This is a genomic window from Rathayibacter sp. VKM Ac-2857 (assembly GCF_013205025.1).
Lineage (GTDB): Bacteria > Actinomycetota > Actinomycetes > Actinomycetales > Microbacteriaceae > Rathayibacter.
Genome location: NZ_JABMLE010000002.1, coordinates 804,861 through 825,823 on the forward strand (window position 1 = coordinate 804,861; position 20,963 = coordinate 825,823).

Here is a 20,963-nt window from a genome sequence, read left to right on the forward strand (position 1 = left end):
TGCTCTCTCCGTAGTGACTGACAGGGACTCGAACGCGCCCTACTCCGGCGCCGCCCGCGCGATGTGCAGCGCCAGGAACGCCACCTCCTCGTTCGGCAGCTCCGCACCGTACTCCGCCCGCACGAACGCGCGGACCCGCTCCGCCGTCGCCACCGCCCGCGGATACCGCGTGCTGAGGCTGGTGAAGAGGAAGTCGTCCGAGCTGACCAGCAGCCCGCCCGAGAAGAACCGCTCCGCGAAGTACTGCAGGTGCGCCACGAAGCGCGCCGAGCGCAGGTCCTCGCGATCCAGCGCCGCCCCGCTCGTGTGCTGGATGATCGCGGTCACCGAGCGGATCAGCTGCACGATCCGCAGCGAGTCGATGCCGACCTTGCCCAGCTCCGCGTTGGCGAGGTGGAAGGCCACGTTCGCCGCCTCGTCGTCCGGCACGTCCACGCCCAGCCGCGAGCGCATCGCCGCGACCGCCCGCTCCCCCACCGCGTACTGCACCGGGTACACCGAGCGCATCTCCCAGGCGAGTCGGTTGGCGACCGCGAGACCGCGCCGCTGCCGCTCCACCGCGAAGTGCAGGTGGTCGGTCAGCGCGAGGTACACGTGCGGATCGAGCTTCAGCCCCTGCTCCTCCGCGTCGGCGACGACCGCCCGGGTCAGCTCGACGAACTCCGGCGGGATCTGCGCGAGCAGCTCGACGAGGTTCCGCTGGTCGGCGTCGTCGAGCGCGACGAACACCTGGTCCACCGCGGACGCCTCGATCACCTCGCCCGCCTTCGCGCCGAAGCCGATCCCCTTGCCGAGCAGCACCCGCTCGGCGCCGCGCTCGTCGACGACGAGCACGACGCTCGAGTTGAGCACCTTCTTGATGGTCTGCATGCGTGTCTCCGTCGACGGCGTCTGCGCGGCCCGGCGGGCAACTGGAGCGAGGAGGGTCATCCCAGGTCGGCGCCGTTGGACGCGATGACCCGCTGGTACCAGAAGAAGGAGTCCTTCCGGTATCGGTTCGTGCTGCCGTGGCCGAGGTCGTCCATGTCGACGTAGACGAACCCGTAGCGCTTCGATATCTGCGAGCTGGAGGCGCTGATCAGGTCGATCGGCGCCCAGCTCACGTAGCCGAGGAGCTCCACACCCTCGTCCACCGCCTGGATCATCTGCTCGAAGTGCGCGCGGAAGTAGTCGATCCGATAGGGGTCGTGGATGCGGGGATCCTCCCCCTCATTGTCCGCTGCGACGAGCTCGTCCCGCATCCCGAGCCCGTTCTCGACGATGAACAGCGGCTTGCCGTAGCGGTCGTAGAGGTCGATCAGCGAGATCCGCAGGCCGACCGGGTCGATCTGCCAGCCCCACTCGCTCGACTCGAGGAACGGGTTCTTCACGCCGAGCACCGTGTTGCCGGGGGTGCGCTCGGCGTCCGGGCGCACCGACTCCGTCATCGACATGTAGTAGCTGAACGAGATGAAGTCGACCGGGTGCTCGCGGAGCAGCTCGGCGTCCCCCTCCGCGAACGGGATCTCGACGCCGCGCGCCGCGAGTGCCCGCAGGGCGAGCCGCGGGTAGGCGCCGCCGGCCTGGACGTCGGTGCAGAGGTAGAGCATCCGCTCCTTGGCCTGGGTGGCCGCGACGTCGTCGGGGTGGCAGGTGTTCGGGTAGGTCGTCAGCATCGTGAGCATGCAGCCCATCCGCGCCTCGGGCCAGAGCTGGTGCAGGATGCGGGTGACCGACGCCGAGGCCACGAACTGGTGGTGCAGCGCCGTGTAGCAGGCCTGCTCGACGCTGCCCTCGACGGTCTCCTCGATGATGCCGCCCGAGGTGAACGGGTGGCGGATGATCCCGTCGATCTCGTTGAAGGACAGCCACATGTCGACCAGGTGGCCGAAGCGCTCGAAGCAGGTGCGGGCGAAGCGCTCGAACAGCTCGATCGTCCGGCGCTCGACCCAGGCGTTGTGCTTGAGGGCGAGGGCGAGCGGCGGGTCGTAGTGCGAGAGGGTGACCAGCGGCTCGATGCCCAGGCGCCGCATCTCGGTGAAGAGCGCGAGGTAGTAGGCGATGCCCTCCTCGAGCGGCTCCGCCTCCTCCCCCGTCGGGTAGAGCCGGGTCCAGGCGATCGAGACGCGGAGGGTGGTGAAGCCCATCTCCGCGAAGAGCGCCAGGTCGCCCGGGTAGCGGTGGTAGAAGTCGATGCCGCGGCGCTTGGGGTAGTACTCGGTGTCGTCGTCCGCCATCGCCGCGGTGATGCTCGCCACCGTGTTCTGATGGTGGATCGCGTACTCCTTGGGGTCGGCCTTGGGCTTGTAGGAGGCGACGTCACTGACGGCCGGCCCGCGCCCGCCCTCGCGCCACGCGCCCTCGACCTGGTTGGCGGCGAGTGCGCCGCCCCAACGGAATCCCTCAGGCAGCGCCATCGGCGAGCTCCTTCTCTTTCTGGGTGACGGTGATGATCGCATCGCCCGCCGACACGCGGTCGGCGGCCTCGATGAGCACGGTGTACTCGGCCGAGTTGGTGATCAGCACCGGGGTGGTGGTGTCGTAGCCGGCGGCGGTGATGGCCGCGAGGTCGGCGGTGAGCAGCAGCTGCCCGGCCTCGACGCGCTCGTCGACGGCGACGTGCACGTCGAAGGGCGCGCCGTCGAGCTGGACGGTGTCGAGGCCGACGTGGATGAGGGCCTCGACCCCGTCGTCGCGGCGCAGGCCGATGGCGTGCTTGGAGCTGAGGACGGCGATGACCGTGCCGGCGAACGGCGAGCGGACGACGCCGTCGGTGGGGCGGATGGCGATGCCCTCGCCGAGGACGCCGGCGGAGAATACCGGGTCGTTCACCTCGCTGAGCGGGATGACGTCGCCGCTGAGCGGAGCGGTCAGGGCGGTCGCGTCGGCGGCGTCCTTCGCGACCACGTCGCCGAGGGCCTGGACGCTGGCGGAGGCGTCGTCGCGCCAGATGATGAAGGAGACGACGAACGAGACGGCGACGGAGATCAGCAGGCCGATGACCGCGTTGAGCAGGTTCCAGGGGTTGAGCCCGTCGATGAACATCGAGATGCTCGCGACGCCCGGGCTGACCAGCGCGAACGCGGCGACCTGGGTGGCACCGATGTAGGCGCCGCCTACAACGCTGCCCGAGATCACGGAGATCAGCGCGCGCTTGTTCTGCAGAGTGACGCCGTAGAGGGCGGGCTCGGTGATGCCGAACAGGGCGGAGAGTCCGCCGGAGAAGGCGGTCGCGCGCAGCGCCGCGCTCTTGGTGCGCAGGGCGATCGCGAGGCTGGAGCCGGCTTCGGCGGCGTTGTGGGCGAGGGAGGAGGCGAGGTAGAAGGTGTCCTTGCCCGCGCTGGCCATCGTCGCGATGGTCGGCGGGATGAAGGCCTTGTGCATGCCGACCGAGATGATCAGCGGCAGCACGCCGGCGAGGAGCGCGACGGCCACCCAGCCGAGCGCGCCGTAGAGGCCGATCAGGGCGCCGGTGAGCATCGAGCCGAGCCAGTAGCCGAGCGGGCCCAGCAGGAAGATCGTGGCCGGCGCGACGATGACGAGGCACATCAGCGGCACGTAGAACGTGCGGATCGGACCCCAGGAGTGCTTCGTGAAGAAGCGCTCGACGACCGAGAGCAGGAGGACCGCGAGGATCGCCGGGAACACTTGCGCGTTGTAGGCGATCACCGGGACCGGGATGCCGAAGAGGGCGACTCCGCCCTCCTGGTTGAGCAGCGTCGTGAAGGCCGGGAAGACGAGCACCCCGACGAGCCCGAGGGCGAGCGGCCGGTTCACGTCGAGCTTCTTGGCGCTCGTGTACGCGACGAGGAGCGGCAGGAAGCCGAACACCGCGTCCGGGATGGCGGACAGCAGCTTGAAATTGTCGGAGGCGGGGTCGAGCCAGCCCACAGCGGAGGCGAGGACGAGGAACGACTTGAAGATGCCGGCGCCGGCGATGGCCGGGATGATCGGCGTGAAGACGCTGACGACGAAGTCCATGATCGTCGCGCCGACGCGCTTGAGCGACCGCGGCTGCTTCGCCTTCGGGGCTGTCGCCTCGGTGCCGCCGCGCAGCTTCTCGACCGCCGCGTACATCTCGGCGACGCCGTTGCCGACGATGACCTGCGTCTGCGGCCCCATGACGACGCCGATCACGCCGGGCACCGCCTTGAGGGCGTCGACATCGGCCTTCTGGTCGTCCGCGAGCGCGAAGCGCAGGCGGGTCGAGCAGTGCTGCAGCTTCGAGACGTTGCCGGCGCCGCCGACGTGCTCGAGGATCGCCTTCGCGCTGTCCTGGGTACTCATCGGTACTCCTTCGGGTGTGTGGGGGACGCGCGCTTCCCTGCGCTGTGCTGCGTCGCGTTCTTGCTGCTTCCGTCGCTGTCCCCGCGCCATCATCGGCGCGTCAGGAGGCGTCCGGGCACAAAAAAAGGACCCGACGACGCTTCGTACGCGTTCCGTCGGATCCTGCCTGCACGACCAGTCACATGTCCGAGAGCGAACGTAACACGGGGTGGCGGGGGCGTCAAAGACGCGGGGCGGCTGGCACCGACCAGCCGGCTTCTCAACCGCCTCACCGCGCAGATCTGGTCGCCACTTCACGGCCACATGCATCAAACGGAAGACCTCGTCACGTCCTCGTGTTCCGACATCCGAACAGAAGACCCGCTCAGCCCGCTCCCGCAAGCGGTCGGTGTCCAGGTCTCATTCGAGGTTGCTCGTGACCTTCTTCACTCATGAGCGCGTAGGTTTTCGACATCGTGTGGTGCGTGGCGCAGCCGCGCGACTAGCGACCGTCGGGGCACGGCCATCTACTGTTCCGGGAAGGTGACGTCGACCAGCAGCGCAGAACCGAAGGCGACGCTCCAGCAGCAACGTCGTGGTCTCAGCTCGTTGGGTGCCATCCTAGAATCAGGGTCCCCTGCCTTGGGGGCGCGAGACGAAGGCGAGAGTCATGGCGCGGATCAGAGCACTTCACCCGGGCACACAACGGGTCAGCCGGCACCCGACCGAGGTGGACTGTTCCTACCAGGAGATCATCTCCAAGGACGGCACCAAGTACATCCACCTATCAACTTTCGGTTCGGACGACCGCAAGTCGGCACCCAAGAGCAGTCAGTCGATTCAGCTCGACGAGCAAGCGGCGCGGGAACTCGTTGAGATCCTCGTCTCAGCGTTCAGGATCACCTAAGCATCCGCTTGGAGCCGGAAATGTGGCGTTCCCGGTTGGGCGATCCACGCATCGGCCCGGCGCCAACCCCGCCCCGTACCTGTCGGTACTGCGCAGCGAGTCCATCCACGCAGGGTCTCGGGTGACGAGCCAGTGCTCCACCGGCCGCAGCCGTCGCGCGCCGCCAGCACAGCTCGCGTAACTCAACCGGCGACGTCGGAGGTCACGGCTACGGTGTACAGAAGCTCAGAACATGGGCCGGTCGGTCGGACGTGGCCAGGACGACCTTCGATTGCAAACTGACAGGCGATCACAGCACATGAGGAGAACCAGAGTGCAAGGCTCGACGCCAGCTTTCCGCTTCATCGATTTGTTTGCGGGCTTGGGAGGTTTCCACGTCGCCCTCGAAGGCCTCGGTGGATCAGGCGTGTTCGCAGCAGAGTGGGAACCCAACTTAAATTCCCTCTACCAGAAGAACTTTGGCCTAGCACCGTGGTTCGATGTGAGCACGCTTGACGACCAGGTAATCGAAGGACGCGTACCCGACCATGACGTTCTAGCCGCAGGATTTCCTTGTCAACCATTCTCGAAGTCCGGCAAACAACAGGGCTTTGAGCACACTGAACAAGGCCGTCTCTTTTTCAAGGTGCACGATATACTGCGTATTAAACGCCCGGCCAAATTTATTCTAGAAAACGTGCCAAACATCCTTAAGCACGACGGAGGCCGTACCAAGGATGTAATCAAAACAAAGCTCGAGGAACTCGGCTACTCAGTGGACATCCACCGCCTCTCTCCGCACCAATTCGGCATTCCCCAGGTAAGAGAGCGTGCGTACTTTGTTGGCTCAATCAACGGGCTAGACGAATTTAGTTGGCCGACCGCAATATCTGCGCCGACGACGATAGCCTCCGCGCTGCATAAGCAGACGAAGTCGGGACGACCGATACCAGATCAGACAAAGCGCGCAATTGAGATGTGGAATGACTTCCTGCACCTTTCGCCCGCAGATACTAAGCTTCCATCATTCCCAATCTGGGCTATGGAGTTTCGAGCAACATACCCATACGAGGACTTCACCCCTCCAGGGGCGTGGGCTCGTAATCGATCGCGTGATCTCGACTGGAGTTACGGATCATTCGGGTTTCCGCTCGCGGGACTGAACTCCGATGAGCAAGCCGCACGAATTCCAAGCCACTCCCGGCGCCCCGGAGACTTCAACTTTCCGACGTGGAAACGTACCTTCATCCGGCAAAATCGCGACTTTCACAGGGAGAATAGAAGTTGGATCAATCCCTGGCTTAATAAATGGCGCCCTTGGGAACTGCACTCGAGCTTCCAAAAGTTCGAATGGAACGCTCAGGGCGGATCACGAGACATTGATGATTACATCCTCCAGGTTCGAGCGTCGGGCATTCGGGTGAAAAGACCGAATACAGCGCCAAGCCTGATTGCTATGACACACACACAGGTACCCATTCTGGGCGCGAATATCTCCGGGACCGGATCAAGAAGATATCTTACTCCTCAAGAGTGCGCCGAACTTCAAAGTTTGGGAGATATCGACTTGCCCGAAAGCGAGTTGGCAGCATATAAGGCCCTAGGTAATGCCGTAAACGCTCGAGTTGTCGGCGCGATTGCAGAATCCCTAACCGAGACATTCCGCCCAGTCGGCCGCACGACAACCACTATAGCCGCCTGAAAAATATATTCCCCTACTCGACTTGCTTAAGGAGCGCGGATCTATGACAGACGCCATAACCGAAAAGTCCCTCAACGACGAGGAAAACATGTCGCAGCTTCAGGAACGAATTGCAGAACTTCTGTCGGAACTATCGGATGCCGCCGATTCCCCCAAAGGAGTAAGCGCCACCTCACGATTTGCGCCCGAAGACGTGCGGTTCGACTCTGACTCATGGATGGCCCGTCTCATTGAGGTCCAGGGCTGGCTCAGGCTGGCCGAAGATCTTCCGACAACCGGACCGCATGACCTGCTAAGTAGTCTTGCCGCGAGCCTCGGTTTTGAAGATGAGTCCGAGGCAATCGAGTACCACGGCACGACGCCAAGCTTGAGCAACACCGCGCTGGAGCGACTAAGCGCAAGGTCAGAGTTAGCCGCGCGTCTTCAACAAGTATTTTTCGCGAACTTAGATGCTGACGGCGGGACGCGGACCTCCGCTACCACCTACTGGGATGAAGCTTGGGTTGCGCGTGAAGACGATGAGGAGACGATCGATTCCGAGCCCGTCACAGCAAAAGCCGATGTCTGGCACATCTTCACCCTGACGAAAAAGAAGCTAAATTTGACTCCGTCATATCAACGCGGAGACGTCTGGCGAATCAGCGATCGGCAGGCCTTGATTGAATCGATTCTGCGAGGAATTCCTCTTCCTTCAATCATCCTTCTCCGAACGGGCGGCACTGCGCCGAACGACGTCGTCGACGGAAAGCAAAGGCTGACAAGCATTCTACGGTTCGTGGGGCTCCATCCCAGAGCACTCGAGAAGGTTGGCCAACTCGATCGAGACTTCCCTGACGCAGGCTTCGCGAGCCTCTTCCACAACGACTACCCAAAGTTCCGAGCGGCATGGAAAAATGCAATGATCTACCCACTTACCGCGAAACTTGAAGACGACTTCTATTTCCCGTTCAAGCTGCGAAGTGACGCCAATGGCGGCCTCGTCGGCACCGATCTGGAACCGTTACGCGGCAAGTACTTCACGCAGATAAAGGACAGCACAATCAAGGTTGCCGACCAAGAGGTGACCGTCGATGACCTCTTCGGCGGAGCTCCGGACTATAAGGTGCCCGTCATTGAATACACCAAGGCCACGCAACGCCAGATTCACGAAGTTTTCAAGCTATACAACAAGCAGGGCATGCACCTAAATGCCGAGGAAATTCGCAACGCTGTTTATCACGACATCGAACTCACTCGCGCGATTCTGGTTGCTGCCGGTGACGCTAGTTCGCAAAGTAAGATCGCGGATGTAGCCCCCTCGCTTATGAATGTGCCCAATATTGAGGACCTTGGTACAACGCTCTCCGAATACGGGTTTGGCGAAGCAAGATATCGGCGAACTAAGGTGTTGGGCTGGATCGTTGCAACACTGGTTTGCGACTCGAATGGCAAGCTTTTGCCTTCGACCTCGCGCCACACGGATCAGCTTCTCAGCCAGGTGCAAGAAAAGCCGGACCACCCGCTTCGCAGTTCTGTACGGATCGCCGATCTCTTCGGCCTCATATCACAAGCCGCCGACCTGCACGCCTCGTACGGGGAGCTTTGGCCGGATGCGTTCAAAGGTGATGGGAAGTCATCAAAATGGCAAGATCTACAGTTAGTCGGGTCACTAGTAGGAATTGCTGTGGCGCTCGCGGGGTCACCTGATGACATCGAGGCTAGGATAGTGCAGCACGCGAAGGCAATACGCGAAGCTGCGCCGACGGAGTGGAAGCGTCCCGAGAAAACTCAGACTCGTTCGCAGTGGCAATACATTGCGAAACTTGTCGAGGGGATTAACGAGACGCTTGGAGTCGATCTCACCACGGCTTCTAATTCAATGCGCGCACGCTTTGGATCCTCCGGAATCGAGTCGCTTCTCGGTTCTGCTCAGAAAATTGCTAAGTAGAGGATCCCTATGAGCGGCTTTGACGCGGAGCAGATATATCTCGACGGACCGCCACCGGACCAAGAGTCATGGTGGGGCCGTTACGCGTCGACTCTTTCGGGACTTACCTCGACAGGTTTGAATGCGCTGCGTGCTGACTCCGAGCATATTCTGCGTCGCGGTATCTTCGGGGCGGGTAAACCGACTGATAATCGGTGGAAAACGAAGATCAGAACCGGCCTCGTCATGGGCTCCGTACAATCTGGGAAGACGGCGTCAATGTTCGGCGTCTCAGCACTCGCATTAGATGAGGAAATCGACATTGTCGTGATTCTCGCGGGAACGCGGTTGTCCCTATGGCGACAGACGTATGAGCGAATGGCAGCGCAACTGGATTCAGGTGAGGATGGAGTCGAAAAGGCAAATAGGCGTCTTCTGATCCCTAACCCCGGTGTGGCACTATCTCGATCGTCGAGTTCTCTATCAGACGTTTACAGGATGCAGACAGCGCAATTTCGACGAAAGTTGTCGGACAAAGCGCCTTTGATCATCGTTGCAATGAAGCAAACAGACCACCTGTATGCGCTCGGGAGTTCGTTGCGAAAAAGCGTGTTTCCGGCGATCCTAAGCGAGGACAGACCCGTCCACATGCTTGTTCTCGATGACGAAGCTGACGACGGCTCAGTCCTTGATGCGGCAGTGGAAGCGGGTCACGATTCTCTCTGGTCAGGCTATAAGCAGATTCCACGAGCTATTGCCGACCTTTGGGAACCTCGATCGACTGGTTCGCCTCCAAACCTTTACACAACGTACATTGGCTACACAGCCACACCACAGGCCAATCTCCTGCAAGAAGAGCACAATCCGCTAGCGCCCCGCGACTTCGTCATTGCTCTACGCACACCTGCAGATAGGGGGCACCCAGTTGACCTGACTTCGACAGACGCCCCACGTTCTTCTAGCTACCCGGAGCCGACCGGTCTGTCCAATTACTACACTGGCGGGGATGTTTTCTACCGTCGCGGCGCATCAGCTGAGCTCTGTGTGGACCTCACAGGCGAAGAAGACCAGGATCTCGGGCGGGCGCTTCGAGCGTTCCTCGTTGCTGGTGCAGTCCTCCGGGCGCGGAATCCCAACGGCGATCGTCTGACAGAGATCCAAAGCACTCGCTTTTCAAGCGAGTGGGACGCGAGCGTGGCATCGCCTGAGCCTCACTCGATGCTGATTCACCCCGCTTCAGAAATTAACAAGCATTTCGAAACAGCGGAGGATATTCTTCTATGGGCTGGCATCCCAAGTCGTGCGACCGCAGCTGCAATCGTCGAATCCGGGGAGGGCTATCTTCCTCCTTCTCTGCTCGACCGAATTGAGAATGAAGAGCCTCTGTGGGAGGAATGGGCTATACGCTACCAACAGTCATCCTCACTGATCGAGGATGAGTTTGATTTGATGACCTCCCGTCCCGTCCCGGAATGGTCCGTCCTGAAGGACATACTTACGACTGAGATCATTCCTGGAACGCGGGTATCCGTCGTCAATAGCGATCCGAACGCGGATGATCGACCCTCGTACAAGCCGCGCTACGATCAAGAAGAGCGCGTGTGGAGAGCCGCACGAGATCTGTCCACGATTTTCGTATCGGGAAACGTGATGGCGCGCGGTCTAACCCTCGAGGGCCTAACCACCGCTCTTTTTCAGCGTGACACCCTAACCCCACTTGCGGACACGCAGATGCAGATGCAGCGCTGGTTTGGATACCGTGGGAAGTATCTCGAGTTGTGTCGAGTATTTGCTACTGAGCAACAGTTCAACCTTTTCCGCAGCTATGACGACATCGATGAAGCGATACGGATTGCGATTCTTTCGGCAGCTAATAGTGATGACGTCACGCCCGACGTGCTTCATGGTATGCAATTTTTGGCCACTGGGAAGATCTCGAACCTCAGCCGAACGCCCCTATGCCCCGGGCCCAGGCCTTTTATAACTACTGTTAACAGCGGTGAAATGGAGGATCCGAACGCAAGATATGTCGCAGACTTGTTCCGGATGATTCCTTCCGCTGAAGTTACCGCAGGAGGGGTCGTCCGAGGACGGGCGTTAGATCAGCAGCTCTCCATGACGGAGGCTGCGGACTTGCTCGATAATCTGACCTACACCGGCTATTACCCCGGTGAAAAAAGTGATCTAGCTCAACTGTGGTCAAAAATCGAATCGAGAGTTTCGGCGGTTCGCCCTCTCGCGGCCGGCGGCTTATACCGGGCGCCAGGCCCGACAGATGGGGGCCGGGCTTCCGCACCGATGCTGAACTGCCCCTACTCAATCGCTGCGTACCTCCGCTTGTGGGACGCCTGCTTGACTCGTTCGGTGCAGGGCCTTTTCGTGACCGGATCACCGTCGGATCTTTGGTCGATGGTCAACTTGACTGAGAAACAAAGCCAACAGCCGACGTTCACGGTCGGCATCCGCTACGGAATGGGTGCTTCGCTAGAGAATGAGGTCTTCGGCCTGCTCGGCGCGAAAGCCACAACGAAGCGAATTGGTTCCGATGGAACCATGGAGACTCGCTGGGGTGCAAATAACCCGGCTGCCGATAGCACTCAGTATCGGGGCGACGAGTTCTTCGACTATTATCACCGCGGCGATCGCATCGCTCTTTCGTCGAATGGTAGTTCATGGCGTCCATCAGGAGAGCCGGGTCAGATTCTTTTCTACGTTAATCAACTGGCCGAAGGAGAGCAGCCGGTAGTCGCCGTCGGCGTATGTATCCCTTCCGGGGGCCCAGAACAGTTCTCCGCCACAAGAGTCACAGGTTAGGGACTGATTTTGCGTAATATGGAATCTGGCTATGAGAACATCAGGCAGCGCGTCGCTGCGATCCCAAATGCATCCGACCCCTCGAGCCGCGTTGTCGCGTGGCTATCGCCTGCGCAAGTGCTCGGTGTTGCTCGAGACACGGATGGCCGAATCGAAATCTTCCTGCGAGGAGAGCGAGTCGCCCCACTCCTGAAGGTTGTACGCGACGCAATTGACTACCGCGTGGTTCATCGGAAGGGACACCCTCCGTTCGATGCGAGTCGTGTACTTCTTCCTGCGATTGACTATTTTGACAACGTAGCTGCTTTCATTTGCACCGAACTCCTTCGCACCGGCGTTGACGACACGTTAGAGGCTGCCTTCGCGGCGACGGAGCCTCTCATCGCGCTCGCAATCAACCAGTTCATGCTCACTCAAGACGCAGTTATTGGCCTTGCAGGTGAGCTTCTGGTTTTAGACGCTCTGTGTCGCAGGGCCGAGGGATCTCAGATTGCTCTAGTCGTATCTGGCTGGCAAGGATGGAAGCGGTCAGCGAGAGACCTGACCGTGGGTGGAGTGGGAATCGAAGTTAAGACGACGGTTCAAGCGTTCTCAATTCACCATATTGAAGGGACGCACCAGGTAGAGGTTCAGACCAATTCGGGCGGCGCAAATAGCGAGGACAGTCTTATTCTAATCAGCGTGGGGCTACAACACGATGTCTCAGGAGATTCGGGGTTCACCATCCCAATGCTCGTTGATCGGATAGTGTCAAGGATGGAGCATGCGGATGCGTCAGAGGGAACGATCGCGACGTTCTTAGCGCGTCTCTCTGAGTACGGGAATAGCACGGGGGGTGGCTATGTCCATTCTGCGGAATCCACGCAGCCACAGTATCTGCAGGCGTTCCATCCTGCATTCATGCGTGCATACGACATGGCCGATCCGGAGATTGCGATTCCGCGGACTGAGGGGCTGGTCGACTTCATTCATCTGCAACCAGATTCTATAAAGTTCGAGGTTCGCCTGCCCGCGACATTAAATTCAACGAATCCCGTTGCTGGCGCGAACCGAATCGCGAAGGCCATCATCGGCTGATCTCCTCGTGTCGACGTCGTTCTTCGCGGACTGCTGAATCACCGCTCCGCAGGATTTCGCATGCTGGCATGCTCCTGACATCTTCCGCACATCGAGCCACGGTGCTCGCTTCGCCCGTCTGGTCCTCGGAGGTTGTGGCCGGTCAACCGTTTGAAGATCCTGAGTTCTGATAATGGCTGCTCCGATACCGAAGGCCTCCGTTTCAGCCGAGAGCGCGACAGCGCCCCCTACAAGCCTCGCCGGATGTGACGGCAGGCGCGCGTCGACGGCCCACCGGACTCGTTCAGCCTCGAGGATGTCGAGCCCTGGTGCAATGTCTCCCACCGGCAAGCGCAAGCCGGTCTCCTCGACCCGTGCGCCGCAGCATTCAATGCACCGCGACGAAGACCAGGCCCGACGCGAGCAGGAACGCGAGGACGGCGACCACTGTCCCGGTCGCGGGGATCCACCAGATCCGACGCGACCTGTTCGGTCGGACGAGTGCGACGACCGTCACGAGGAAGGTCAGGGCGACGACTCCGGGGACGAGCACGGTCGTCGTGCTCAGGAGCCCGTAGTCGCATTCGCCCGGGGCTCCGCCGCACCGATCCATCGCCAGCTGCTCGACCAGGACGAAGAAGGACAGGACGACACCGAGGACCAGCAGGAGGACGAGCAGCAGGATCGCGGTCACGCGGTCCGCCCGAGCGGGGAGTCCTCGGCGGGGCGGCGGCGGAGGTGCCCACCGATCGAACGGGTCCCCTTCGCCCCAGTCCGAATCCGAGTCGAAGGCCATGATGCCGCTCAAGATAGCGGAGCAGGGCGGCTGAGCATCGTCGGTCGCAGGGCACCAGTGCGGGTCAGCACCCAGCCAGCACGGCTTCCGCCGCCTCCCGGTCCTCCGCCCCGACCGCCAGCCCGTACCCGCCCAGCACCCCGACGAACTGCTCCACGTACCCGCAGCGCAGCTCCGGGGCCGGCGGCAGCCACTCCCCCGGGCCGGCGTCGCTCTTGGACTGGTTCGTGTCGTCCGAGGCGGCGACGAGGTTCGCCGGGTCGTTCGCGAACGTCAGGCGCTGCTCGTCCGTCCACGCCCACGCGCCGTGGTGCCAGGCCCAGCCGAGGGCGACGACGTGGTCGATCTGCACGAGCCGGGACGTGTCGCTCCCGGAGACGAACGACACCGCGGTGCCGTCGTACGGGTCGACCAGGGTGCCGGAGAGGACCTTGCAGTCGCGGGTACCGGCCTTGAAGACCGGGTCGAGCAGGTCGCGGCCGAGGACGTCGTTGCGGGTGTCGCAGCCGTTGCGGTCGACGTCCTTCCAGGACTCGCCGAAGAGGTCGCGGTCGTAGGGGACGTCGGCGCGGCCGTCGTCCACGGGCAGCGCGGCGAGGGTCGCCAGTGCGAGGGCGGCGGGGTCGGCGGAGTTCGCCGTCGGTGACGCGGCGACGGACCCGGACACGGTCGGCGCGCTCGCGGCGGACGGAGTGTCCGTCGCAGGAGCGGCCGAAGCAGGAGCGGTCGACGCAGGTCCAGCATCGGCGCCGGACGACGCAGACCCCGCCCCCGGCACCCCCACCGTCTCCCCCGCGCCCACCACCGCGAACGCGACCGCAGCCACACCGACGGCAGCCACGATCCACGCCCACCACGGCGTCCGCCGCACCCGCCGGTACCGGGCCGGAGCCCCCGGACGCCCAGCACCGCGCCCCGGAACCGCCCGCCGCACCGCGGGAGGCCGCGGCGGCGGCGGCCTGCCGACCACCGACTACACCCCCGAGTCGCCGTCAGCCGGGACGGCGGGCGCCGAAGCCCGCACCGCCCCGTCCCACAGCCGGATCGCCGCACGCGGCACCGGTCCGACGACGTCCACCCGCCACACCAGATCCACCGGCGACCCGGTCGACGCCTCGAACGGCACCACGTGGATGGGCGCGGACGGGTCGAACCGCAGCCGCTCCTGCAGCCGCGACGGTGCGACGAGGAAGCTCGTCACACGCTCGTGGTAGCGCTCGCCCACCTGCAGCTCGGTCAGCACCGTGGCGCTCACCGGGGTCATCGGGTCGGCGCGGGTCAGCGAGTCGAGCAGGAAGTCGTCCCACGGCACGTCGAGCTCGACGCCCTCGAAGTCCTCGGGGCGGCGCAGCGCGTTCAGCGGATTCGTGCCCATCGGGCGGACCCGCGGGCGGGCGATCGCCTCCTCGTCGCGCTGCACGGAGGCGACGATGTCGGCCAGGCGCGGGGCGGCGATCCGGGTGAGCAGCGACTCGTCGTCGAGGGCCCGCAGCAGCATCCGCCGGGTGTGGTTCGACGAGTGCGGGAGGTCCTCGTCCAGCGCCGACAGGCCGAAGCCCTGGCCGGCTCCGTAGTCCGCGGCCATCTCCTGCACGAGCGACTCGAAGGCCTCGTGCCGCCAGCCGCGGCGGACGAGCTTGGACGTCATCGCGGCGCGCATGCGGGCCACCGCCGCCGTCTCCTCGCCGCTGACGGTCGCGAGGCGCACGGCGAACGGCATGGCGCCGCGCTCGACGTCGAAGGTCTCGTGCTGCGTCCACACGGGCGGCACGTGCCACGGCCGGTGCACGGCCTTGGACAGCAGCACCAGCCACTCGACGGCCTGGCGGTGCACCGAGCGCAGGCGCGCGGCCTCCTCGCGGGCGCGGCGGGCGCTGCGGCCGTAGTGCGCGAGGCGGGTGCGCTCGAGCTGGATCCGCCGCTCGAAGCGCGACCAGCCGGCGTGGTACCGGACGAGCGAGACCAGCGTGATCAGCACTCCGGCGCCGGCCAGGCCGACCAGCACCCACAAGAGCACAGAGGTGATCAGCCCGGGATCGAAGGAACCGTCAGCCTGCCGCGAGGCGTAGTCGTTGACGAACCAGATGCCGACGCCGACCACGATCGCGAGCGCCAGCACGGTGACCCAGCCGACGAGCAACGTGCGGTGGAACTCGCGGCGCAGGCCCAGCAGCTCGCCGGGGCGCTGGGGGCGGATCGCGTCGATCTCGCCCTTGAGGTACGCGACCTCGTCCTCGGCGCGGCGGCGCTCGGCGCCGATCCGGTCGAGGAAGCGCCAGACGAACGAGGAGCTCTGCCGGCCGGCCCAGAGGTCGTACTCGCCGAGCGCCTGCAGGCGGCCGGAGCGGCGCGCCTCGGCGTCGGAGGCGGAGACGGGCGGCTCCGCGGGCTCGGGAGCCTCCTCCGCGGGGACCTCGATCTGCACGACGGTCCGCGGCTCGGCGGCCTCGCCCTCGACGAGCGTCTCCTGCGCGGGCGGCGCGAACGCGGCGGAGTCGGAGGGCTGGTCCGAGGGCTCCGGAGCGACCGGCGCCTCAGCCGAAGAGACCTCCGGTACCGAGGCCGCAGCAGCCGCCGCCTCCGACGCCGACACCCAGTTCTGCAGCCTCTCCCGCGGATCCGCGAGCGCCAGCGCGTACCAGTCGACCCGCTCCGGGAACCCCGGCGGCACGTCGTACCCGCTCGACACCCACGGGTCGTCCGGCAGCGCGAGCACGTCGCCCACGCGCCCGAACACGGGCACGGCCCCCTCGACGGGCGCGAAGCCCGCGTCGCGGAGGTCGGCGCTGCCGTCGAGCGCGCCGAAGACCAGCTCGCGCAGGCCCGCCCAGAGCTGCGGCGTCGTGCGGACGTGCGCCATCGCGGCGGGCGCGTCGGCCTCGGCGCGGGCGCGACCCTCGTCCTCGCGCAGGTGCTCGAGGTCGGCGACGAGGAGCCGGTCGCGGACGTCCAGGACCTCGTCGTAGTCGGCCCCGACGACGGCCGAGCCCTGCGAGGTGTGCAGGGCGCGGGTCACCGAGCGGTTCGCGCTCGAGGTGATCCAGAGCACGGCCCAGCGCGGGATCTGCACGAGCTTGCCGGCCGAGAAGGCGAAGAAGCGGCCGATCTGCGCCCAGAAGCCGATCCGCTCGGGCTCCGGCACGTCGAGCGAGCCGGCGGAGTCGTAGGTGAGCGCGCCACCGTCCAGGCGCAGGGCACCGGCGACCATGCTGTCGACGTAGCCGGCGATCTGGCCGTCGTCGATGTAGGCGGTGCCGGGCGGCGGCGGACTGACGCTCGGGTCGATCAGCAGCGAGTCCGGGCGGGCGGCGTTCTCGAGCACCCCGGCGGCGACGCGGCGGCCGAGCGACTCGGTCAGCACCGCGTTGAGGAACACCCGCGAGATCCAGACGGAGTCGCCGCCGTCGGACTCGCGGCTCATCAGCTCGACGCTGCCGTCGGTGACGCCGTTCCACAGCCCGGCGACGCTCGCCAGGTGGGTGAGCGTGAAGCCGGTGAAGCGCTCGTCGTCGCGGACGAAGGCGTCGCCGGACCACGGGCTCGAGCGGTCCTCGGGCGAGGCGATGACGACGAAGCCGTGCTCGTGCGCCTCCACCCGCTCACGCAGCTGGAACGCGGTCGGCGCGCAGATCAGCGTGACCCGGCGGAGCTCCGTGGTCTGGTCGGCGAGGGTCGCCGACGGATTGGGCAGCGGCATCGAGGTGCGCACCCAGCGGCTGACGAGGTCGGCGACCGCGTCCTGCGCCTCGTCGGTCTCGCGCTCGGGCAGCGCGGAGCGGAGGGTGACCAGGCGGACGAGGGCGAGCGGCTCCTCCGCGAGCGCCTCGAACAGGTCGACCGCGATCGCGACGGACTCGAGGTCGGCGCCCACGCCGAGCACCACGGCCTCGATCTGCGGCGGCGCGTAGGGCGAGGTCTTGACGTGCTCGGGCAGCACCCAGAGGGCCTGGCCGAGCAGGCCGGTCTTCGTCCACTGCGCCGCCAGCTCGAGCAGGGTCTCGCCCTGCGCGCCGCTGGGCAGCAGGACGATCGCCGCCTTGCCGTCGGGCCAGAAGCCGGCGTGCCCGTAGCCGGCGTGCCCGTAGCCGTCCGGGCGAGTCTCCGGGGGCACGCTCAGACTCCGGAGTCGCGCGGACCGGTCGAGACGACCGACGACACCAGGCCGAGCAGCGCCTCGCGGAACTGCTCGCGCATCTCCCAGGTCACCGGGTAGTCGTAGACCGAGACCATGTCGTCCTGCAGCACGATGTCGCTGTCGAAGCGGGCGATCTCGGCGGTCAGGTAGGCCTGCACGGCGGAGCGGCGCGACGCGAGGTCGCCGTCCGCACTGCCGGCGCGGGACGACTCCGGCACTGGGGCGCCGGCCGGCAGCGCGCCGGTCTGCAGCCACTCGGCCAGGTCGGTGTCCTCGTCGCGACGCCCGAGCGACATCAGCACCCGGTAGGCGGCGAGCGGCGCCAGCGTCCCGTCGACGTTGCAGAGCGCCATCGCGATGGCGAGCGACTGCAGCACGACGCCGGGGAAGTCGGCGGGGCGGGCGTTGCGCTCGCTCAGCAGCGGGTGCGGGAAGTCCGCGAGCGCGCGGGTCGACGGGTCCCAGACGGAGAGCTTGGGGCCCTTCTCGCCCTGCGAGCCGTCGACGGCGAGGCGGCCGAGCGCCTTGGCGACGTACCAGCCGCGGATCATCGACTCGATCGCGCGCGGGTCGGCCGGGATGCTCTCGCCGAGCAGGCGGGCGCGCTTGAACTTCCAGAACGCCTCGCGGCTGTCCTGGGTGTTCGACTGCGCGAGCCAGCCGCGGGCGATCGGCTCCATCACGGAGTCCATCACGATGGGCTCGTAGGGGAAGCCGGACATCGCGAAGACCTCGATGCCGTCGACCTTCTGGTCCTGGAACCACGACTCGCTGGTCGCGTCGTCCCAGACGCCCATCTGGCCGAGCACGCCCTTGGTCACCTCGTACATCTCGGTGCCGGCGCGGAACGGGATCGAGCTGAAGACCAGCGAGGTGTCCTCGTTGATCGCCTTGCCGTGCACCGCGCGCAGCAGCGCCGGGTTGAGCTTGACCAGCGGCTCGCTCGCGCCGAGGGCGGCCTGGAGCTGCTCGCGGTAGCGGTCGCGGCGGGCGGCGAAGACGTCGGGCGGCAGCACCTCGGAGTCGAAGAAGCCGAGCAGGTCCTCGCCGATGTAGGCGGCGAACGGCGTGCCGTCGCGCTTCATCCAGGCGCGGGCGCGGCCGACGTAGACCTCGGGGTCGGTCGCGAGCTCGAAGGAGGCGCGCTGAGCCGGGTTGGCGACGGCCGGGTCCGCGGTGACGGTCGGCTTCCAGGTGCGCGGGTTGCCGACGAGCGACCAGGCGCCCGCGTCCGACTCGCTGTCCGGGCTGACGCCGACGAGCTGGTCGGCGAGCACGCGCAGGACGGCGTCCTGGTACTTGGCGTCGCCGTCGACGGAGGCGCGCACCAGCTTCTGGAACTCGGCCGGGTACTTCTCCGGCTCGACGAGCATCCGCTCGTTCGGCGCGGGCGAGTACTTGCGCGGCACGGTCTCGTCGACGCGGCGGGGCCAGAACTCGTAGGCGTTCTCGCGGTCGTCGCTGGTCTTGCGGGAGTGCACGCGCTGCAGCAGCGCGGTGCGCGAGCCGTCGAGGTAGTCGGCGAGCGGGCCGAGGAAGGTCTCGCGCAGCTCGGCGAGCAGCGCCCACGCGGAGTCGCGCAGGGCGGCCTCGGAGGACCACTCGAGCGCCTGGCCGAGGCGCTGGATGGCGAACTGCACCGCCTCCTGGTCCGGACGGATCGACTGCTGGTTGGCCGAGGTGCGCAGCTCGTCCGAGACGAGCGAGCTGAGGGTGCCCACCCACTCCTCGTGCTGGCGGGCCTCGACGCGCAGGGCGTCGACGGTGCCCTTGAGGCCGCGCTCGAGGCGGCGGAGCATCGCGGTGACGACCGGCAGGCCGTCCTGGGCGACGTAGCGCGAGACGGTCTCGAGGATGTGTCCGGGCATCGTGCGCGTCCACTCGTCGAGGCGGCGCTGGCGGGCCTCGCGATCGCGCTGGAGCAGGCGCGGGCTGTGCCGGGTGAACTCGTTGACGAGGCGGTCGGTCCAGGTGGTGATGTCGGTGCCGCCCTGGCGGTCGAGCGACTCGGGGCGGGCCAGCTCGTCGTCGGCGCCGCGCTGCAGCTCGGCCTTGATCAGGTCGAGGGTGCTCTGATCGCGCAGCGCGTCGGTGACGTCGTTGTGCTCGGCGGTCTCCTCGTTCAGGCGCAGCTCGCGGAGGAAGCGCTGGTACTCGCTGTCGGACGCCTTCTTGATGTACTCCGACTCGGTCATCCGCTCGAACTGCGGGTCCTCCTCGGCGTGCGCGAAGAGCATCCGGTCGATCGCGGAGCGGGCGAAGCGCTCGGCGGAGTACTCCAGGAAGCGCTCGCGGCCGAGGGTGACCCGGCCGAAGCCGATCGAGGAGAACGGCGGCGAGTGGTGCGCCGGGCTCATCAGGCCGGAGTTGTCGGGCAGCACGTTCGCGGCCGAGCGGGCCTGCCAGTTGCCGGACGAGTAGGCGATCATGTCGTCCTGCACGCGCTCGTCGATCATCCACGCGGTGAGGCTGGTGGCGACGGCGTCGTAGACGGCGTTCTGGTCCTCGAAGGTGACCTTGCTGTTGCTGCGGCCGACGATGAAGGGGTACGCGGCGCCGACGCGGTCCATCGCGGCGCCGTAGGAGGGCGCGACGCCCTTGGTGCGCAGCAGCTCGAGGGTCGCGGCGGAGGGGGTGTCGGTCCAGAAGCCGTTCATCGTCTCGGAGATCGCGGCGAGCGCGTTGCCGGGCATGCCGGCGGTGACCGAGAGCTGATCGAAGACGTCGGGCGCGTAGAGCATGCTGAAGAACTGGTTCGACCACGGGTACTGCTTCGCGGTCGACTTGATGATCTCGATGATGTCGAGGAACTGGCCGGCTCCCGAGCCGCCGGCGACCGACGAGATCACGATGACGATCGGGCTGCCGTCTCCGCCGTCGTCGCGGGCGCGCAGGCGCTGGCCGAGGGTCTGCAGCTCGGCGAGCGACTCCGCGTCGTTCATCTTGCCGATCGCGAGGCGCGCGGCCTGGGCGATCTCCTTGGTGGCGGCGAGCGCGACGGCGCGGCCGACGGCGCGGTACTGACCGGCGCCCTTGGTCACGTCGACCTTGACCAGGCGCGGGTCGGGCAGCTGGCGCTCGATGTCGTGGCGCATCGCGTTGTTGGTCGCGTGGGCGCTCGTGATCGAGCCGTGCACGATGTCGAAGGTCGCCGCGGTGCTGACCAGGCCGCGGTAGTCCTGCCGGGGCAGGAACGGCGCCTGGTACTCCATGCCGTCCTGGACGGTGGGGGTGTCGAAGTGCAGGAAGCGCCAGGCGGCGGGGATGCCGCCCTCCCAGCCGAGCTGCTGGAGCTTGAGCTCGAGCTGGTACTTGATGCCGCGGAGGGTCTTGCCGCCGGAGCCGCCGACTCCGATCAGGAGGAAGGGTCTGAGCATGAGGTCCTGCTTTCGTCTGGTCGCGCGGTGTTCCTGCGGTAGCGCG

General features: G+C 65.5%; 12 protein-coding genes. 5 read left to right on the top strand and 7 right to left on the bottom strand.

What is annotated here, in order from left to right; genetic code table 11:
• Positions 1-39 precede the first annotated feature (39 nt).
• From HQQ86_RS11050 to HQQ86_RS11060, 3 genes are read right to left on the bottom strand one after another with little or no spacing between them, the layout of a single operon-like run.
• Positions 40-870 (bottom strand): PRD domain-containing protein, encoded by an 831-nt coding sequence (locus tag HQQ86_RS11050; protein ID WP_132437919.1) that lies wholly within the window; start codon positions 868-870, stop codon positions 40-42.
• A gap of 56 nt (positions 871-926) precedes the next feature.
• Positions 927-2,396, bottom strand: coding sequence for a family 1 glycosylhydrolase (locus HQQ86_RS11055; RefSeq protein ID WP_173288121.1), 1,470 nt, complete (start codon positions 2,394-2,396; stop codon positions 927-929).
• A complete protein-coding gene (locus HQQ86_RS11060; RefSeq protein WP_173288122.1) occupies positions 2,383-4,266 on the bottom strand; it encodes a beta-glucoside-specific PTS transporter subunit IIABC in 1,884 nt (627 codons plus the stop codon). Before HQQ86_RS11060 ends, HQQ86_RS11055 begins: the two co-directional genes overlap by 14 nt.
• 649 nt (positions 4,267-4,915) lie before the next feature.
• Here HQQ86_RS11060 and HQQ86_RS11065 point away from each other — a divergent pair.
• From HQQ86_RS11065 to HQQ86_RS11085, 5 genes are all read left to right on the top strand, one after another.
• Positions 4,916-5,152, top strand: a complete 237-nt coding sequence (locus HQQ86_RS11065) for a hypothetical protein (protein ID WP_173288123.1) — start codon at positions 4,916-4,918, stop codon at positions 5,150-5,152.
• A gap of 313 nt (positions 5,153-5,465) precedes the next feature.
• Positions 5,466-6,833, top strand: coding sequence for a DNA (cytosine-5-)-methyltransferase (locus HQQ86_RS11070; protein ID WP_216845318.1), 1,368 nt, complete (start codon positions 5,466-5,468; stop codon positions 6,831-6,833).
• A 43-nt stretch (positions 6,834-6,876) separates the two neighbouring features.
• Positions 6,877-8,760, top strand: coding sequence for a DUF262 domain-containing protein (locus HQQ86_RS11075; protein WP_173288125.1), 1,884 nt, complete (start codon positions 6,877-6,879; stop codon positions 8,758-8,760).
• Positions 8,761-8,769: 9 nt separating this feature from the next.
• Positions 8,770-11,553: a Z1 domain-containing protein gene (locus HQQ86_RS11080; protein WP_173288126.1), complete on the top strand. Its 2,784-nt coding sequence runs from the start codon at positions 8,770-8,772 to the stop codon at positions 11,551-11,553.
• 117 nt (positions 11,554-11,670) lie between these two features.
• Positions 11,671-12,630, top strand: a complete 960-nt coding sequence (locus HQQ86_RS11085) for a PD-(D/E)XK motif protein (protein ID WP_173288127.1) — start codon at positions 11,671-11,673, stop codon at positions 12,628-12,630.
• Between the two features lie 367 nt (positions 12,631-12,997).
• Here the strand turns inward: HQQ86_RS11085 and HQQ86_RS11090 are convergent, their stop codons facing one another.
• The 4 genes from HQQ86_RS11090 to HQQ86_RS11105 all read right to left on the bottom strand — a co-directional run bounded on the left by HQQ86_RS11090 (position 12,998) and on the right by HQQ86_RS11105 (position 20,917).
• Positions 12,998-13,303 carry a hypothetical protein gene (locus tag HQQ86_RS11090; protein WP_173288128.1) on the bottom strand — a complete coding sequence of 102 codons (306 nt, stop codon included), beginning with the start codon at positions 13,301-13,303 and terminating at the stop codon, positions 12,998-13,000.
• Positions 13,304-13,469: 166 nt separating this feature from the next.
• Positions 13,470-14,072 (bottom strand): HNH endonuclease family protein, encoded by a 603-nt coding sequence (locus tag HQQ86_RS20925; RefSeq protein ID WP_367948622.1) that lies wholly within the window; start codon positions 14,070-14,072, stop codon positions 13,470-13,472.
• Between the two features lie 306 nt (positions 14,073-14,378).
• The gene (locus HQQ86_RS11100) at positions 14,379-17,516 is read right to left on the bottom strand and encodes a hypothetical protein (protein WP_173288130.1); all 3,138 of its coding nucleotides are present in this window, start codon (positions 17,514-17,516) and stop codon (positions 14,379-14,381) included.
• A 2-nt stretch (positions 17,517-17,518) separates the two neighbouring features.
• On the bottom strand, positions 17,519-20,917 hold the full coding sequence (locus tag HQQ86_RS11105; RefSeq protein WP_173288131.1) for a tubulin-like doman-containing protein: 3,399 nt from the start codon (positions 20,915-20,917) through the stop codon (positions 17,519-17,521).
• Between the last annotated feature and the right edge of the window lie 46 nt (positions 20,918-20,963).

Bases quoted from the DNA above. Each gene is read 5' to 3' on its own strand.
- HQQ86_RS11105 (WP_173288131.1), bottom strand. From the start codon at position 20,917: ATGCTCAGACCCTTCCTCCTGATCGGAGTCGGCGGCTCCGGCGGCAAG.
- HQQ86_RS11055 (WP_173288121.1), bottom strand. From the start codon at position 2,396: ATGGCGCTGCCTGAGGGATTCCGTTGGGGCGGCGCACTCGCCGCCAAC.
- HQQ86_RS11060 (WP_173288122.1), bottom strand. From the start codon at position 4,266: ATGAGTACCCAGGACAGCGCGAAGGCGATCCTCGAGCACGTCGGCGGC.
- HQQ86_RS11065 (WP_173288123.1), top strand. From the start codon at position 4,916: ATGGCGCGGATCAGAGCACTTCACCCGGGCACACAACGGGTCAGCCGG.
- HQQ86_RS11080 (WP_173288126.1), top strand. From the start codon at position 8,770: ATGAGCGGCTTTGACGCGGAGCAGATATATCTCGACGGACCGCCACCG.
- HQQ86_RS11050 (WP_132437919.1), bottom strand. From the start codon at position 870: ATGCAGACCATCAAGAAGGTGCTCAACTCGAGCGTCGTGCTCGTCGTC.
- HQQ86_RS11075 (WP_173288125.1), top strand. From the start codon at position 6,877: ATGACAGACGCCATAACCGAAAAGTCCCTCAACGACGAGGAAAACATG.